Below are 17,592 nucleotides of genomic sequence, written 5' to 3'. Positions count from 1 at the left end.
CGGATATTAAAAAGGGTTTTGCCGCGGCAGCCGCTGGGACAATTCATCCAGCAGCTTCTGCTCACGCTTGTCCTCCAGGCGGCGCGCCTCATCCATGTAGCGCAGCACCAGTTTGCGCAGTCCTTCCACTCGGGCATAGGCCTGCTGCCAGGTGTCGCGCGCCTTGTTCAGGTTGTTCTGGTGCCAGGCCAGGCTTTGCCGCTGCTGATCGATGGCAGTGCCCAGTTGCGCGAGAAACCCCTGATAGCCGAGCAGCCACTGGCCGGACACCCCACTGCTGCCGCGTACGATCCATTGCTCCTGATAATCGAGGCGGAAGGCTTCAAGGTCGGCGAGCTTGCTTTCGGCCAGGCGCACCTGGCCCTGAAAATGCCCAAGACGCTGCACCGCGGCTTTCTCGACCTTCTCGGCCATGTCCACCACGGGCGCCAGGCGCGAAGCTCGACTCTGGGCCATGGCCGGTTAGCCGCCGGCCGCCGGGGCGAAGATCGAGCCAAGATAGGCTTCGCTCTCACCCAGGCTGATGTTGTCGTTCAAGCCCTGGCGCAGGTATTTGACCAGCTGCGGTTGCAGGGCAATCGCCAGGTCGGTCTCGCGGTCACCGCCGGCCACGTAGGCGCCGACGCTGATCAGGTCGCGACTCTGTTGATAACGCGACCACAGCTGCTTGAAGTATTGCGCGCGGGTCATGTGCTCCGGCGTCACCACCGACGGCATGACCCGGCTGATGGACGCTTCGATATCGATAGCAGGGTAGTGTCCTTCCTCGGCCAGGCGCCGCGACAGCACGATGTGACCGTCGAGCACGCCCCGTGCGGAGTCGGCAATCGGGTCCTGCTGGTCATCGCCTTCGGACAGCACCGTATAAAACGCGGTGATCGAGCCCCCGCCCTTCTCCGCATTACCCGCGCGCTCGACCAGTTTCGGCAACTTGGCAAACACCGAAGGCGGGTAACCCTTGGTCGCCGGCGGCTCGCCAATGGCCAGGGCGATTTCCCGCTGGGCCTGGGCGAAACGGGTCAGGGAATCCATGAGCAACAGGACATTCTTGCCCTTGTCGCGGAAGTACTCGGCGATGCGCGTGCAGTACATCGCGGCACGCAGGCGCATCAACGGCGCATCGTCCGCCGGCGAAGCCACCACCACTGAACGCTTGAGCCCTTCCTCGCCCAGGATGTGCTCGATGAATTCCTTCACCTCGCGTCCGCGCTCGCCGATCAAGCCGACGACCACGATGTCGGCCTCGGTGAAGCGGGTCATCATGCCCAACAGCACACTCTTGCCCACGCCGGTACCGGCAAACAGACCCAGACGCTGGCCGCGCCCCACGGTCAACAATCCGTTGATCGAGCGGATGCCCACATCCAGTGGCTCGCTGATCGGTTCGCGCTTGAGCGGGTTGATCGTCGGGCCATCCATCGGCACCCAGTCCTCGGCTTTCATCCCGCCCTTGCCGTCCAGCGCACGACCGGCGCCGTCCAGTACCCGCCCGAGCATGCTCATGCCCATCGGCAAGCGACCGGCATCGGCCAGCGGCACCACCCGGGCGCCCGGCGCAATACCGGCGACGCTGCCCACCGGCATCAGGAACACTTTATTACCGGAGAAGCCCATGACTTCGGCTTCCACCTGCACTGGCTGGTAACTGTCGTCGTTGATGACCATGCAGCGGCTGCCCATGGCGGCGCGCAAGCCTTCGGCTTCGAGGGTCAGGCCGACCATGCGCAGCAGGCGGCCTTCCAGGATCGGGCCGCCGGTCAGTTGCGTGGCCTCGGCGTAACTGCCCAGGCGCTTGGCGAAGCTGGTGCGATCAAGGCGCATCAGGTTCGTCCGCCGCCGGGGCGACTGGCGGCGGATTGCGCCCCGACAGTTCCACGCTCAAGTCCGGGGCAGCTGGATGCAGGGCCTGTTCGTGAAGTTGATCGAACAGCTTGTCCATGACCCGCGCCAGGCGTGTTTCCACTGTGGCATCGATACGACTGTGTTCGGTCTCGACCCGACAACCACCGGGCAACAGGGTGTCGTCCTCGACGATGCGCCAGGTTTCTTCATGACGCTCGCGCAGGGCTTTGACCTGTTCGAAATCCTGCGGATTGATGTACAGCCGCACGTTCCCCACGCCCAGCGGCAAGAGCTTCAGGGCATCGCGCATGACGTGTTCAAGCTGGGTCGAATCGATCGCCAGTTCGCGCTGGATCACCTGTCTGGTGATGTGCTGCACCAGGTCGACTAAAGATTTTTCGATCTGGGTGTCCTGCTCGGCAATCGGTTCGAACAACTGACCCATGAGCTTTTCCAGCGCGCCGACCTTGGCCGACAGCGCCGCTTCGGCTTCCTGGCGAACCTTGAGCGTCGTGCTGTGGAAACCCTCGCGCTCGCCCGTGGCGAAGCCTTCGTTGTAGGCCTCCTGGCGAATGCTCTCGAGTTCTTCGAGGGTCATCGGCTGGACCTCATCCAGCGGCACCTCCTGCATTTCCGGAGGCTCGGGCACAGGTTCCGGCTCGGGCGCGGGGACGTAGGGATCGAAACTGGGCAGGGACCAGATATCGACAGTGCTGACGTCCTTGGCACGGATCAGGTCAGTCTGGGACTCATCGTGTTTGGTCGACATGGTGACCTTAGATCATCTCTTCGCCGCCCTTCCCGCCGAGAACGATTTCTCCGGCTTCGGCCATACGGCGGGCGATGGTGAGGATTTCTTTCTGTGCGGTTTCCACGTCGCTGACGCGCACCGGGCCCTTGGCCTCGAGGTCGTCGCGCAACAGTTCGGCCGCTCGTTTGGACATGTTCTTGAAGATCTTCTCCTTGACGTTCTCGTCCGAGCCCTTGAGGGCCAACACCAGTACGTCGGAGGACACTTCGCGCAGCAACGCCTGGATGCCGCGGTCGTCGACATCGGCCAGGTTGTTGAACACGAACATCAGGTCTTCGATCTGACCGGACAGGTCTTCGTCGACTTCGCGGATCGAATCCATCAACTGCCCTTCCATCGAGCTGTCGAGGAAGTTCATGATATCGGCTGCGCGCTTGATGCCACCGAGGTTGGTGCGCGAGGCGTTGGAGTTGCCGGAGAACTGCTTCTCGAGAATCTGGTTGAGTTCCTTCAGCGCCGCCGGCTGCACGGTGTTCAGCGAGGATACGCGCAGGATGATGTCCAGGCGCACCTTGTGGTCGAAATTGCCCAGCACTTCGCCGGCCTGGTCCGGGTCGAGATACGCCACGACGATCGCCTGGATCTGTGGGTGCTCGTAGCGGATCACGTCGGCGACGGCGCGTGGTTCCATCCATTTCAGGCTGTCGAGGCCGCTGGTGTTGCCCCCCAGCAGGATCCGGTCGATCAGGCCGTTGGCCTTGTCTTCGCCCAGGGCCTGGGTGAGCATCTTGCGCACGTAGTCGTCAGAACCGACGCCCAGGCTGGTCTGGTCGCCGACGATGTCGACGAACTCGCTCATCACCTGTTCGACCTGCTCGCGGTGCACGTTGCCCATCTGCGCCATGGCCACGCCCACACGCTGGACCTCCTTGGGCCCCATGTGGCGCAACACCTGCGCAGCATCGGTAGAGCCCAGGGACAGCAGCAGGATCGCGGCTTTGTCGACCTTGGACAGTTTGGCGGCAACGGCTCGGTTATCACTCATCTGCGTTAATCCACTCTTTCACGACCTGGGCCACACGACCCGGATCTTCTGCCACCAGGCTCTTGATTGCGTTCAACTGTGCATCATAGCCTTCGCTCGGGCTCGGCAGCAGGATGCTCTGCGGGCCGCCGAGGCTGACGCGGTCGTTGGCCAGTTCGCCATCCAGGCCGCCCATGCCACCCAACTCGACGTCGCTGCCCATGCCGACCAGCTGCTTGCCTTTACCGCCATTGGTGATGTTGTTGAGCACCGGGCGCAGCACACCAAACACCAGCACCAGGATGAACAACACACCCAGCACTTGCTTGATCACGTCCCAGAACCACGGCTGGGAATAGAACGGCACATCGGCAATCACTTCGCTGCGCTCGGCGGAGAACGGCATGTTGATCACGCTGACACTGTCGCCACGGCTCGCGTCGAAGCCGACCGCGTCCTGCACCAGACGGGTGAAGCGCGCCAATTCGTCGGCGCTCCACGGCGCGCGGCTGGTTTCACCGTTGGCCGGGTTGATCTTGACCTGATCGTCTACCACCACTGACACCGACAGGCGATTCAAACGGCCCTGCTGCTGCTTGGTGTGGCTGATGGAACGGTCGAGCTCGAAGTTCTTGGTGGACTGCTGACGCTTGTCTGCCGGGTAAGGCGCCAACATCGGCTGGCCAGTGGCCGGGTCCATGATCTGTTGGCCATTGGCGTCCAGCAGCGGCTGACCGGGCTGCACCATGCCGGCAGAAGCGGTAGCGCCACCGGTGGTTGCAGGCGCGGACGCCGGCGATGGCGGCTGGTTGCTCAGGGCCCCAGGTACGCCTTGCGGACCATTGCTGGTGGTGCGTTGTTCGTTAACCGACTGCTCGCTGCGCAACGCCGGCTGGTCCGGGTTGAACTGCTCGGAGGTCGATTCGACGGCGCTGAAATCCACGTCGGCGGACACTTCAGCCTTGTAGCGATCGTTACCCAGCACCGGTTGCAGGATGTTGTGCACGCGCTGGGTCAGCATGCTTTCCATGCGGCGGCTGTAATCGAATTGCTTGCCGGCCATGGTCAGCTCGGAATTTTCCGCCTGGTCCGATAGCAGGTTGCCCTTCTGGTCGACCACGGTGACCTGGGACTTGCTCAGCTCAGGCACGCTGGTCGCCACCAGGTTGATGATCGCCAGCACCTGGCCAGGCTCCAGGGAGCGGCCGGAGTACAGTTCGATCAGTACCGAGGCGCTGGGCTTGCGTTCGTCGCGCACGAACACCGAGCTTTTCGGAATGGCCAGGTGCACCCGGGCACCCTTGACGTTGTTCAGGCTGGAGATGGTGCGCGCCAGTTCGCCTTCCAGGCCGCGACGATAACGGGTGGCTTCCATGAACTGGCTGGTACCCAGGCCCTGGTCCTTGTCGAGGATTTCAAAGCCAATATTGCCGTCGCTGGGGGTGACACCAGCGCCCGCGAGCTTGAGCCGCGCGCGGGACAGGTCTTCGGCCTTGACCAGCAAGGCGCCGGAATTGGGTTCGACGGAGTAGGCAATGTCAGCGGCCGCCAGGGTGTCCATCACCTGCTTGGCGTCCATTCCGGCGAGGCTGCCGTACAGCGGGCGGTAATCCGGCTGCTGGGACCACAGGACCACGGCAAAGCCAATGGCCACGCTCGCTGCCAGGCCGACCAACAGGCCGACCTGACGCAGCATGGTCATCTGGGAAAGGTTTTCCAGGAAGGACAAGCCGAACAGCGGCGGTTTGCCGCCTATTGCGCTGGCCTTGGCCGGAACGTTATCGCTGGCTGCTTCTGCCATGACTCAATATCGTCCTTAAACCGGCATCTGCATGATGTCTTGATACGCCTGGACCAGCTTGTTGCGCACCTGGGTGATGGCCTGGAACGACACGCCGGCTTTTTCCTTGGCGATCATCACGTCAGTCAGGTCGACACCGCTTTTACCGATCTCGAACGCGGTGGACAGCTGGCTGGACGCCTGCTGGGTTTCGTTCACTTTATTGACGGCCTGGCCGAGCATATCGGAGAAGCTGCTGCCCGGCAGTTGAGGCACGGCGGCAGTCGCTTTTGGCGCAGACATGGCGTCCATTTGCATGGCTCGCATATCCAGCATCAACCGATTAAATTCAATACCTTGGCTCATGTTCCACTCCCAATGACTACCCGCAATTTTTTGACGCTCACTCGGCGGGTATACAGGTGGTAGCAACAAGGGTGCCAGCTATGTGGGCACTGATCACAAATCAGGTTCTCCGGGATCAGGTGGCGAACAGGTAAGCTTCCACGTCCATCCCGGCATCGCGCATCTGCGCCAGTTTGTAGCGCAGGGTGCGCGGGCTGATACCCAGGCGTTCGGCGGCTTCCTTGCGCCGGCCGCGTTCGGAGCGCAGGGTGTCGATGATCATCTGGAACTCGCGTCGGCGCAGATCATCCCCAAGCCCCCCGGCCGACTCGGCCTCGACCAGGGGCAGCGGCGCCGCCAATGCCGGCAACGGCGCACAGGCAACCGGCCCGGCCAGGCAGAAATCCTGAGGCTGGATCAACCCTCCCTGCTGCAGGATCAACGCCCGCTGGATGGCGTTATCCAGCTCGCGCACATTCCCCGGCCACGGATAAGCGATCAGGCACGCCTGCGCTTCTGGCGAAAGCCTGGCCGCCGCATGCTTCATTTTATTGACGTGTTTGGCCAGCAGACGCTCAGCCAGCGGCAGAATGTCGGCGGTCCGTTCGCGCAACGGGCGCCAGGCCAGCGGGAACACCGACAGCCGATAGTACAGATCCTCCCTGAAGCGCCCTGCCGCCACTTCTGCCGCCAGGTCGCGGTTAGTGGTGGCAACCACCCGGATATCCAGGGAAATCGGCTTGCGCGCACCCACCCGCTCGACCTCCCGCTCCTGCAACACTCGCAGCAGCTTGGCCTGCAGCCCCATGGGCATCTCGGATATCTCGTCGAGCAGGATAGTGCCGCCATCCGCCTGCTCGAACTTGCCTGCCTGCGCGGCAATCGCGCCGGTGAACGAGCCCTTTTCGTGGCCAAACAACGTGGCCTCGAGCATGTTGTCGGGGATTGCCGCGCAGTTGATCGCAATAAACGGCTGGGCAGCCCGATGGGAGTGCTGATGGATGTACCGCGCCAGCACCTCCTTGCCGGTTCCGGACTCGCCGGAAATCAGCACGGTGGAATCACTGCGGGCCACGCGAGCGGCCAGGTCCAGCAGCTGGGCGCTGGCCGGCTCGAACGCAATCGGCCCCTCGCCCTCGGCCGGGACACTGCCCAGGGCGTGCCGCGCCAGCAGATCGAGCAGCGCCTTGGGCTCGAACGGCTTGACCAGATAGTCCACCGCACCCTGGCGCATGGCATCCACCGCGCGCTCGACCGCACCGTGGGCCGTCATCAGCAACACAGGCAGCTGCGGCTGCCGCGCGCGTAACAGGCTCAACAATTGATGACCATCCATGCCCGGCATGTTGACGTCGCTGAGCACCAGGTTGAACGCATCCCTGGTGACGGCCGTCAGGGCCTCTTCTGCCGAGCCGACGGCGACATAGTCGTGCCCCGCAAGCAACAGGGTATCGGCCAGCGCTTCGCGCAGTGCCCGGTCATCCTCGACCAGCAGAACCTTGATTGTCATTTGGGTAACTACGCTCCCTGCTTGCGATGGGCGTTTCCGATTGCGGTGGGGACCAGAGCCTGCGTGGCGCTCTCTCGTTTTTCGCGAGCGAGCTCGCTCCTACAGGAGGCGTGTTCATCGGAAAACAGCGGCAGGATCACCTGCGCACATGTGCCGCGACCGGGTCGCGAGCGCAGCAGCAATTCTCCCTGATGGGCACGGGCGACTGCCTTGACCACGGTCAGGCCCAGGCCCGTACCGGTGGCCTTGGTGGTGAAAAAGGGTTCGCCCAGGCGCGCCAGCACCGCAGGATCGATGCCGCTGCCACTGTCGCTGATCGCCACCCGCAGATGGCTGCCCCGGGCATAGAGATGCACCTTCAATCGCACGTCCGTGGCGCTGGCCTGGATGGCATTCTCGATCAGGTTGAGAATCGCCCCCACCAGGGTGTCGCGGTTGCACAGCAGCTCACCGGCATGGCTGTCGCATTGCCAGCGAATCGGCAGCCCCTGCACATGCGCCTGGGCCGCAGCCTGCAGCGACTGCATGAGCATTTTGGCGGTGATGCGGTCGGTCAGCGGCAGCTCTCCTCGGGCGAAAATCAGCATGTCGCGCACCTGATGCTCCAGCTCGTGCAGCCGCTCTTTCAAACGCCCGGCGAAGCGCTGCTGCGTGGCGACGGGCAGCTCCTGTTCGGTCAGGTGACTGGCGTAAAGCAAGGCGGCGGACAACGGCGTGCGGATCTGATGTGCCAGGGAAGCGACCATCCGCCCCAGGGACGAGAGGCGCTCATGCCGGGCCAACTGATCCTGCAGGTGACGGGTTTCAGTCAGGTCGTTGAGCAGCACCAACTGGCCCGGCTCGGCATCCAGCGAGCGGGTCGAGATCGACAGGCGCCTACCATCCTTGAGGGAGATTTCATGCCCATCGTCCTCACGCGGCGCAAAGCAGCGGGCAATCACCTGGCGCCACAACTCGCCTTCCAGGGGCAGACCCAGCAACTCACAGGCAGCAGGATTGGCTTCGCGCACGATGCCCTGGGCGTCGATGACGATGACGCCACCGGGCAACAGATCAAGGAGGTTTTGCAGGCGGTTGGCCAGGCGTTCTTTTTCTGCCAGTTCCTGCATGCGCTGGGCGCTGACCACTTCCAGCTCGCCCTTGAGCTCGGTCACCCGGGCTTCGAGCATGCTGTAGGAGTCAGTCAACTGGCTCGACATCTGGTTGAACAGCGCAAACGACTGCTCAAGACCCAGCCGGCTGGCCTGCTCTGCGGACGACAGTGGCCCCGAAGCGTCAGGGACAGGAGACATCTGGGCGGCTTGGGGCATCGGGCACTCTCGCTTGGCTGACCGTCAGTTAAACGGAACGTTGCGAGGGATGTAGCAATACCCGTGCCTAAAAAAAACCGCCTATAAATGAACGACTTGAAAAACAGGCGTCAATCATCTGCCTGTTCATCACCATCACGCCGGCTCATGCCGTACTTGCGCATCTTCTCCACCAGGGTGGTTCGACGGATACGCAGGCGTTCAGCGGCGCGCGCCACGATGCCATTGGCATCATCCAGCGCCTGCTGGATCAGCCCCTGCTCCAGGCCACCGAGGTAGTCCTTGAGGTCCAGGCCTTCCGGCGGCAGCAGGGCATTGGCGGAGAAGTCCGGGGTATGGCCGTTGATGGCCACCCGCTCCTCCAGGTCGCTGCGCAGGCTGTCGACCAGTTGCTCGTCTTCGTCGTCGACGTAACGGAATTTCTTCGGCAACTCGACCACGCCGATCACCCCGTACGGATGCATGATCGCCATGCGCTCCACCAGGTTGGCCAGCTCGCGGACGTTGCCCGGCCAGCCGTGACGACACAGCGACATGATCGCCGCCGAGTTGAAACGGATCGAACCGCGCTTCTCGTGCTCCATGCGCGAGATCAGTTCGTTCATCAGCAGCGGGATGTCTTCGACGCGCTCACGCAACGGCGCCATCTCGATCGGGAACACGTTCAGGCGATAGTAGAGGTCTTCGCGGAAGGTGCCGATCTCGATCATGCTTTCGAGGTTCTTGTGGGTCGCGGCAATGATGCGCACATCGGCGCTCTGGGTCTTGTTGCTACCCACACGCTCAAAAGTGCGCTCCTGCAGCACGCGCAGCAGCTTGACCTGCATCGGCAGCGGCATGTCGCCGATTTCGTCGAGGAACAGCGTGCCGCCATTGGCCAGCTCAAAGCGCCCGGCACGGCTGGTGATCGCCCCGGTGAACGCGCCCTTCTCGTGGCCGAACAATTCGCTTTCCAGCAACTCGGCCGGGATCGCCCCGCAGTTGACCGGCACGAACGGCGCGTCACGACGCTTGGAGTGGTAGTGCAGGTTGCGCGCCACCACTTCCTTGCCGGTGCCCGACTCGCCAAGGATCAGCACGCTGGCGTCGGTGTCAGCCACCTGCTGCATCATCTGGCGCACATGCTGGATCGCCCGGCTGGTGCCGACGAGGCTGCGGAATAGATTGGGTTCGCGATGCCGACCGCGCTCGCGGGCCTGGTCGTACATCTCGCGATAGACCTGGGCACGGTGCAGGGAGTCGAGCAATTTGCTGTAGCTGGGCGGCATTTCCAGGGTCGACAGCACGCGTCGACGCTGGTCATCAGGCAAGTCGCTGGCAGAATTATCGCCCATCAACAAAACCGGAAGGAACTCATCCCAGGTTGAGAGTGTCTTAAGCAAGCCCAAAAGTGCACCAGGAGCATTGACCGTCCCGATTAGGACACAGATCACTTCACGACTAGACGATAGAGAGCCCACAGCCTGCTGCCAGTCATGGCTTCCGCAGGGCAAATTTTCTTCACCGAGAAAATTCAGAATCACCGCCAAGTCGCGGCGGCGGACGCTATCGTCATCAATCAGCAGGATTTTGGTTTCACGCCACATGCAATAGCAACTTCCCTAGTCAACCCGGTGCCCGAAATGAGTGGGCAAGCTAGACGCTTGCAGACCTGTTAAGTCTATGAGACGCCTGGAATCTGTAAACAGCCACTAGTTAAGTCAAAAAACCGTGCACAGTCAAATATATGGCGCAGATGTCTGGATTAACCGGGGATTCATTAGCCGAACAGATGGTAAACCTTCGCCGCCTTCTGCGCTTGGTTGATCTGCGACATCTCGTCGACTATCGCCTGGCGCTCTCCCGAGGTCACCTGCAGCAACTCCTGGTAAACCATCAGGAGGCTTTCCAGCTTCTCGCGTACGGCGCGTTCATCTACCGGCGCCTCGCTCAACACCTCATCGATGCAAACCCGGCATGTCTCGTCCAGCTTCCCGATCTCATCCCAGTTGCGCTCGCTGAGGGCACTGATCAAAGCTTCGCGGGTATCGTCAATCCGTTGCAGTGCATGGCTCATGACATCATCCTCGGCCCCAAGGCCTATTCAACTACGGCAATCGCATCCCAACCGCTTTTAACAGTGACGAGCAGCCCCATCACTTCATCCATCATCGTTACGTCGTTCTTCAGATTGGCTTCCATCAAGCGGTTCGTCATGTAGACGTAAAGGCTTTCCAGTTGCTGCACGTAATCGGGGTTGTCGCTCTTTTCGGCGTCCAGGCCGTCGCGCAGGCCGATGATGATGTCGATCGCTTTACCGAGCATCAGGCCTTTTTCCGCTACGTCACCACGCGCCAGGGCGCCCTTGGCTTGAGCGATGCGATCCAGCCCACCTTCCATCAGCATCTGTACCAGACGATGGGGGTTGGCCTCAGAGATCTGAGCATGGGAATTGACCTTCTGGTATTGGCGAAGGGCTCTCATGGGATTCATGTTTCTACCTCGTGACAGACAACAATTTAAAATTGGTTTGTGCTGATGATTATGTCGACTGGTCGACAAAAAACTTTAACGCAACACCACCACCAAAGAAAAAACCCAGACGCTGTATTTACAGCTTGGCTGGTTTTTTTTGTGCATGAGCCGACTCAGCTGTCTTTCGGATTATTGAGGGCATTGAGCGTGGTCATGATGCTGTCGCTTTGGGCACGCAGCTTCGCAACAAGGGAGTCCATTGCATTGTACTTGGAGGACAGACTGGTCTGCAGCAGCGTCATCCGCTCATCCAGAGAATCTTGCTGTTTTTTCAAATCTGTGAGGCTCTCGGTGAGCGTCTTGGAACGCTCCGCCAGCGTACCTGTCGTTGCTTTTGCATAGCTGTCAGTGGCTGCAGTCATCCGCGCCAAAATACCGGTTTTGCCAGCGAACATACTGCTGACGTCAGCGGCGTTAGTCGCGACAGCTTTTTCCCATTTTTTATCGTCGAGCGTCAGCAATCCCGTAGTCGATTCGGTACTGATACCGAATTGAGCCAATGATTTAAATGATCCATTGCCGGACAACGCGTTCAACTCGTTTCGAATGGATGTCATGAGCGTCCGCATTGACGAATCGCCTGTCAACGCTCCGGCTGTCGGCGTTCCATCCGCACCTATTGTAACTTTAGTTTCCGCGCTGATTGCCTTCATCAGTGCATTGTAGGTATCGACAAAGCCTTTAACGCCCGACTTCAGCGCAGGAGCACTGGTGCTTACTGCGATGATAGTCGGCGTTGCCTTGCTAGCATTCGCTGCCGTTGGAGAAACAGAAACCAATTTTATATTCACACCGCTGATAGCCTCAGAAATGGTGTTGCTCTTGGACTCCATTTCGATGCTGCCGTCGACCGTATACTTGGCATTCTTAGGCACATCGATCACGGTAGAACCGGTTTCAATACCTGAATTGCCCGACAGGGTAAGATCTGACCCAACACCCATCGTGGATGAAGTTAACACCAACCGCGACCCCGTAGAATCCGTCAGGATGTTCGCACTCAATCCGGAAGTGCTGAATTGTGTATTGATCGAGTCCCGCACTTCTTGCAAGGTTGCACCGGGGGGAATACTCAGATCGAAGTTCTTCCCTGACTGCGAAATAGTCAAGGTTGTCGGGGTGGCGCCACTGTTAACCACCGACGGAGCCCCACCGGAAAAAGTTCTGGTGGATAACTTTGATGCAGTGGCCAACTGCGTAACTACTAACGAATACGTACCATTGGCGGCACCACTTCCCGTGGTGATTGTGGCGACCTTTTCGTCCGAGGATGAGGAGGTCAAGCCACTGAAACTACTGTCTGTACCCATTGTGGTCAAAGCGCCTCGGAATGCATCCAGCGCCGCCTGTATCTTGCCGATCGAAGACAGCGAGGTGGTCGCCTTCAGCGTTTGCGTGTTGATTTGTGCTTGCTTCGGCGCTTTTTCTGCGTCAACCAAGGACTTCACAATCGCTTGGGTATCGATATTCGAACCAATACCGCTAACCGTTGAGCCCGCCATCATCTTTCTCCTTATCCAGTGGCTGCCGTTTTCTTGACGAAATGAGCCTCAAGCCAGTACAGCAACAAAATTCATGCCAGCTCAGGCCTTGTCATCAAACAACAAGCTGCTGGCTTGGCTCAGGCTTTGCGCCAGTTTCAATGCAGTTTCCGATGGGATTTGGCGAATCACGTCACCGCTGTCTGTGGCGATAACTTTGACCACGACCCTACCGGTTGAATCATCAATGGTGAAATCCAGTTTGCGCTGGCTTGCTTGAACGAACTCACGAATATCGGTTACTGCCTGTTCCAATTCGTCTCGCCTAGGTTCAGTGGAAGCCTCAGCGATTCCTTCGACCTTGGGCTTTGCGGCCGCAATGTCAGGAGCAGACGAGCTTTGGGACACAGCCGCTGAATAAGACAAGTTCAACTTCATGCTCATGTCCATGTCTAAGTCTCCTAATCACGAAAAAGACAAAAGGGCACGTAAACGCGCCCTCCGTCACAAACCAATCGCTGATATTACTGAAGCAGCTTCAGTACAGCGGATGGCAGTTGGTTCGCTTGCGACAGGATCGCAGTGGAAGCCGATTGCAGGGTTTGTTGCTTGGTCAGCTCTGCGGTTTCAGCAGCGAAGTCCACGTCTTGTACGGTGCTGCGTGCAGCTGTGGAGTTCTTCTGGATGTTTTGCAGGTTGTCCGCTGTGGTGGTCAGACGGTTTTGGGTAGCACCCAGACCCGACCGAACACTGTCGATAGTGCCGATAGCCTTATCGATAACAGCCAAAGCATTCTGTGCATTGGTGGCGGCAGTCACGTCAGTATCAGAAATAGTGGTTTTCTTGGCTACGAACGAAGTACCTACGCCAGCACCGAACAGCTCGCCTGCGTCAACAGCTGCGCCAGCAACGGAGTAACCTTTGGCAGAGTTGAGAGAAACCTGGCCCGTAACGGTAGTGCCTGCGGTTACCAATGGAGTTGGGGTATTCGAATAAGCGCCACTGCCATTTTTCACGTCCACGCTGATTGCTGCTGTAGTGGCCGCGTCCGCTGCGCCGAACACCAGGTTGTCGCCTGAATCCGACTTGACTTCCAGAGTCTTGTTCACTTCATCGTAGTTAACGCTGATGCCCAATTTAGCGGCGTTCGACTTCAATTGATCAGCAAGACTTGCAGTATCAGTCACACCAACGAAACTTACAGCACTACCGGTGCCGACTTTCAAAGTAAAGTTAGCTGGTGCGGTCGCAGCAGCAGCAGCGACCGAAAACTTGACTTCGGTGCTAGCAGTTGCAGTAAGGCCACCGATCACACCATTCATTTTGCTAGCGATATCTTTGGCAGAAGCGCCAAGACCGTACGTAACCCCTTTGGATTCGCCGTTACCGGTCACCGTTAAAGTGCCGCCAGTCAAACCGTCGGCATCAGGAACGATTTTGCCGGATTTCAGCTGCTGCGAGCCAATGTTATTGGCCGCCACGTTTTCCAGACTCAGGTTGATGGTTTCGTTAGCGTTGGCGCCAACCTGAATAGCCTTGGTGCCGTACGAACCGTCCAGCAACTTCTGGCCACCGAAAGTGGTGGTTTGCGAAATACGGGTCAGTTCTGCAGTCAGAGCCTGATATTCATCGTTGTTCGACTTGCGGTCGTCGTTACTCAGGGAGCCGGTAGCCGAAGACAGAGCCAGGGTACGCATTTTTTGCAGGATGTCGGTCGAAGCCTGCATCGCGCCTTCAGCGGTTTGCGCGATGGAGATGCCATCGTTCACGTTCTTGACTGCTTGGCCCAGACCGTTGATTTGACTGGTCAGGCGGTTGGCGATTTGCAGGCCGGCAGCGTCGTCTTTAGCGCTGTTGATACGCAGGCCGGAGGACAGGCGCTGCATGGAAGTGGCCAGGGCGCCGCCGGCTTTGTTCAGGTTGCCCTGAGTGCTGATGGAGGCAATGTTGGTGTTTACTGTTAAAGCCATGACGAAATCCTCGTTGGATGGATACTGCGGCTTCCGGCCCTGGCAACCGCCGGGTGTGGCCTAGAGAACCTTCGTAATAGTTATCGTCGTGAAAGCACTTTGCTTGAGGGGTTTTTTCGAAATTTTTAGTGGCAGCGTGCCAGCCCTTGATTTTCAAGGACTTGGAGACGGAAAGCTGGCGCCAGAAAAACGCAAAACGCCCGGCAACTTTCGTTGCCGGGCGTTTCAGTGTTGCGCTGCAGCCGGATCAATCAGCCGCGATAGAGGATCGCCGAGCCCCAGGACAGGCCCACTCCGAAACCGCTGATGGCCACGCGCGTCCATTTCGAATCGAATACGTGGTTCTGCAACAGCAGCGGAATACTGGAAGACACCGTGTTGCCGGTCTCAAGCATGTCCTTGATGAATTTCTCCGGCTCGCCCTCTTCAAAGCGACGTGCAACGGCATCGACGATGGCAGCGCTGCCCTGGTGAATACAGAAGGCGTCGATATCGCTCGCCTGCAGATTCGACTCGTCCAGCAACTCATGCAAGTGCGCCGGGACTTTGAGCAACGCAAAGTTGAACACCTGGCGGCCGTTCATGAAGAACACACCATCGGTAACCTTCAAGTGTGGCGCGCCGGAACCGTCAGTCCCGAACTTGGCCTTGCCCAACTGCCAGGTAGCGCCCTCGCCCATCCAGGTCGCGGTGGCGGCATCGCCAAACAGCATGGTGGTGTTGCGATCTTCCGGGTCGACGATCTTCGAATAGGGATCGGCGGTGACCAGCAGGCCGTTTTTAAGGCCTGCGGCTTCCATGAAGCCTTTCAGGGCGTATATGCCATACACGTAACCTGAGCAGCCCAGGGAAATATCAAACGCTGCAACGTGTGTCGGGAGGCCCAGTTTGTCCTGGACGATGGCAGCCGTGTGCGGCAGGCCCTCTTCATCGCCGTTCTGGGTCACGACGATCAGGCAGTCGATGGACTCACGCTTGAGATCTGGACTGGAAGCGAACAAGGCATTGACCGCTTCAACGCACAGGTCGGAGGTTTCCTGATCGGCAGCCTTGCGTGGCAGGAAAGCCGAGCCGATCTTGCCAAGGATAAAGGTCTCGTCCTTTTCAAACTTTGCACCCTGGGCGTAGTTGTCAACCCCGGCTACCGGCACATAACTCGCTATGTTCTTTATGCCAATCATTATGGCTTCCCAATAATAAACAGCTGAATATCACCGCTCGCTGAATCGAGGGCGTCTACAGTCAGGGCTTGGCCTGCGGGGGCGTGGGGCTCTAAAACGCTACCCTCACCTTCATCTTCCCGCAGACAGGATACAGTGAAGATGCGCGTTTTGACCGACGGGTCACTCAGAGATCAGTGCTTTCTTCGATTTTGTGACTCAATGCTTCCAACGCCGAGCCTGCGCCGCTCGGTAAAACTCCAAAAAAAAAGCCAGCCCCCGGTGACAGGGACTGGCTGCGAGCGGTCAAGACCGACTCAAAGCTTGTTGAACAGCCCCAACTGGGAAATCTTCGAAAACGCCAATTGAGCTGCCTGCAGCATGGTCTGCTGCAAAGTCAGTCGCGTCAGCACTTCCGCCGGGTCGGTATCCCTGATGGACGCATCGGTCGTGGTATTGATCATGCCGGCGCTCTGGATTTGATCGCGCTGCATGTCCATTACGTTACCCCGGGCGCCCACCGCACCACGGGTCAGGTCCACCTGATTCCTGGCATTCGTCAGGTTGGAGATGGTGTTGGCCAGCACGTTGTCCAGATTGCGCTGGGCTGTCGGATTACCCTGTACTGGCGCTTCAAGCGCTTGGCGCAGCTGACTCAGCGTATCGAGCGGGCTCTGGGTTTGATGGGAGTTAACCGTGATATCGAACTGATCGTTGGCCGACGGGGTGCCATCGAGTTTGAAGCTGACACCGGCGCCTGTTGCCACGCCACCCGCTACAGAGCCCGTCGTCACCGGCACGCTGCCGGTGGTCAATGGCCTGGCGTACATTTCAAACGTCGTCGGGCTGGTGAATTTCAGGACCGCGCCGCCTTCAGGGAAAAAGCTTTTGTAGTCCGCAGCGTCGCTGACCGTCGTTTCACTAATCAGCGCTGTTGAAGTGTTGCCCGGCGCTCGGGTGCTGACGAAGCTGTCGGGCTTGGCCGACAACTGGAAACTGTGACCGGCGATCACCGCATCGGCGTTAGCCGGAGAATCGCCTGCCTGATAGGTGATATCCAGAGCGAAGGTTACGCCACGGAACGTGATATCGGAGCCGCCCTTGGCGTCTGGATCGAACTTGCCACCCTGGCTCGCCTCGGCGGTCACATCCTTGCCGGCAGCATCCTTGATCACAAACTGAGTGCTGCTGGTGAATTCCAGCGTGTAGGGCTCACCGCTGCGGAAATTCGAGTCGAAAGCCGGGCCGGAGTTGACCACGCCTGGCGACAGGGACACACGTCCGTCATCGACTGCCGGCAATGTCATGGTCGTCGAACTGCGACTCGCGTTGATGGCCTGCTGGAAGACCTCCCAGCCGGTATCGTTGAGCCCCAACTCCATCGAGTCACCAATCTTCAACTTCAGCTGGGTCTGGTCGCCCTGATAGCTGTAGGTGCCGTCACTGTTACGGGCAAAGGGCGGAATGGTGTTGCTGGCCCCGGAGAAAATATACTTGCCGCTGGAGTCTTTGCTGTTCATCAAGTTCAGCAATTGTTCTTCGGCCTGGGCGACTTCCGCGCCGATAGATTTTCTATCGTCATCATTCAGGGACGCGCTGCCCGCTCGCACCGCCAGCTCGCTGACCTTTTGCAGCAGGTCGTTGATGCTGTCCAGCACGCTTTCTTCCTGAGCCTGAGCCGTACCCAGCGCGGTGATGTTGGTGCTGTACTGTCCCAACATCGATTTTTGCTGCTCAAGCTGCAGCAAGCGCGCCGCGCCCACCGGATCATCCGCCGCCGTTGCGACCTTCACCCCACTGCTTGCCTGCTCCGCCGTTTTCATCACGTTATTGAGGTTGCGCTGATAGTTGGCAGCCGTCGTCGCATAATATTGTGCAGTAGAAATACGCATGTTCTACGGCTCC

At 59.5% G+C, this 17,592-nt stretch carries 15 protein-coding genes and 1 pseudogene; all 16 read right to left on the bottom strand.

All coding sequences use genetic code 11. The features are described from left to right. Nucleotides 1-6: 6 nt before the first annotated feature. Complete coding sequence (fliJ, locus tag EQV97_RS27505) at nt 7-456, bottom strand: flagellar export protein FliJ (protein ID WP_122837940.1); 450 nt, start codon at nt 454-456, stop codon at nt 7-9. A 6-nt stretch (nt 457-462) separates the two neighbouring features. Continuing rightward, nucleotides 463-1,821 (bottom strand): flagellar protein export ATPase FliI, encoded by a 1,359-nt coding sequence (gene fliI, locus EQV97_RS27500; RefSeq protein WP_045058892.1) that lies wholly within the window; start codon nt 1,819-1,821, stop codon nt 463-465. Next, nucleotides 1,811-2,611 (bottom strand): flagellar assembly protein FliH, encoded by an 801-nt coding sequence (fliH, locus tag EQV97_RS27495; RefSeq protein ID WP_122837939.1) that lies wholly within the window; start codon nt 2,609-2,611, stop codon nt 1,811-1,813. The genes fliI and fliH overlap by 11 nt, the downstream gene beginning before the upstream one ends. Before the next feature lie 7 nt (nt 2,612-2,618). Further along, on the bottom strand, nt 2,619-3,638 hold the full coding sequence (fliG, locus tag EQV97_RS27490) for a flagellar motor switch protein FliG (RefSeq protein WP_045058890.1): 1,020 nt from the start codon (nt 3,636-3,638) through the stop codon (nt 2,619-2,621). Then, the gene (fliF, locus tag EQV97_RS27485; RefSeq protein ID WP_122837938.1) at nt 3,631-5,418 is read right to left on the bottom strand and encodes a flagellar basal-body MS-ring/collar protein FliF; all 1,788 of its coding nucleotides are present in this window, start codon (nt 5,416-5,418) and stop codon (nt 3,631-3,633) included. The genes fliG and fliF overlap by 8 nt, the downstream gene beginning before the upstream one ends. Before the next feature lie 15 nt (nt 5,419-5,433). Beyond that, a complete protein-coding gene (gene fliE / locus EQV97_RS27480; RefSeq protein ID WP_045058888.1) occupies nt 5,434-5,763 on the bottom strand; it encodes a flagellar hook-basal body complex protein FliE in 330 nt (109 codons plus the stop codon). A gap of 115 nt (nt 5,764-5,878) precedes the next feature. Beyond that, nucleotides 5,879-7,252: a sigma-54 dependent transcriptional regulator gene (locus tag EQV97_RS27475; RefSeq protein WP_240890453.1), complete on the bottom strand. Its 1,374-nt coding sequence runs from the start codon at nt 7,250-7,252 to the stop codon at nt 5,879-5,881. A 125-nt stretch (nt 7,253-7,377) separates the two neighbouring features. Then, a pseudogene (locus tag EQV97_RS27470) lies at nt 7,378-8,544 on the bottom strand (ATP-binding protein); the annotation flags it as partial. Nucleotides 8,545-8,672: 128 nt separating this feature from the next. Continuing rightward, nucleotides 8,673-10,148 (bottom strand): sigma-54 dependent transcriptional regulator, encoded by a 1,476-nt coding sequence (locus EQV97_RS27465; RefSeq protein ID WP_045058886.1) that lies wholly within the window; start codon nt 10,146-10,148, stop codon nt 8,673-8,675. 173 nt (nt 10,149-10,321) lie between these two features. Beyond that, nucleotides 10,322-10,618 (bottom strand): flagellar protein FliT, encoded by a 297-nt coding sequence (gene fliT / locus EQV97_RS27460; RefSeq protein ID WP_240890452.1) that lies wholly within the window; start codon nt 10,616-10,618, stop codon nt 10,322-10,324. Between the two features lie 23 nt (nt 10,619-10,641). Next, entirely contained in the window at nt 10,642-11,034 is a 393-nt protein-coding gene (gene fliS / locus EQV97_RS27455) for a flagellar export chaperone FliS (protein ID WP_240890451.1), read from the bottom strand. Nucleotides 11,035-11,189: 155 nt separating this feature from the next. Further along, complete coding sequence (fliD, locus tag EQV97_RS27450) at nt 11,190-12,578, bottom strand: flagellar filament capping protein FliD (protein WP_240890450.1); 1,389 nt, start codon at nt 12,576-12,578, stop codon at nt 11,190-11,192. Nucleotides 12,579-12,659: 81 nt separating this feature from the next. Continuing rightward, a complete protein-coding gene (locus tag EQV97_RS27445; protein WP_240890449.1) occupies nt 12,660-13,007 on the bottom strand; it encodes a flagellar protein FlaG in 348 nt (115 codons plus the stop codon). 74 nt (nt 13,008-13,081) lie between these two features. Then, nucleotides 13,082-14,527 carry a flagellin gene (locus EQV97_RS27440; RefSeq protein WP_240890448.1) on the bottom strand — a complete coding sequence of 482 codons (1,446 nt, stop codon included), beginning with the start codon at nt 14,525-14,527 and terminating at the stop codon, nt 13,082-13,084. Between the two features lie 251 nt (nt 14,528-14,778). Beyond that, nucleotides 14,779-15,708 carry a ketoacyl-ACP synthase III gene (locus tag EQV97_RS27435; protein WP_240890447.1) on the bottom strand — a complete coding sequence of 310 codons (930 nt, stop codon included), beginning with the start codon at nt 15,706-15,708 and terminating at the stop codon, nt 14,779-14,781. A gap of 296 nt (nt 15,709-16,004) precedes the next feature. After that, entirely contained in the window at nt 16,005-17,579 is a 1,575-nt protein-coding gene (locus tag EQV97_RS27430) for a flagellar hook-associated protein 3 (protein ID WP_240890446.1), read from the bottom strand. Nucleotides 17,580-17,592: the final 13 nt, after the last annotated feature.

This window comes from Pseudomonas sp. TMW22090, from assembly GCF_022496665.1.
Taxonomy (GTDB): domain Bacteria; phylum Pseudomonadota; class Gammaproteobacteria; order Pseudomonadales; family Pseudomonadaceae; genus Aquipseudomonas; species Aquipseudomonas gregormendelii.
Note: the sequence above shows the minus strand (reverse complement) of the source record. Positions and strands in the feature narration are given on the sequence as shown.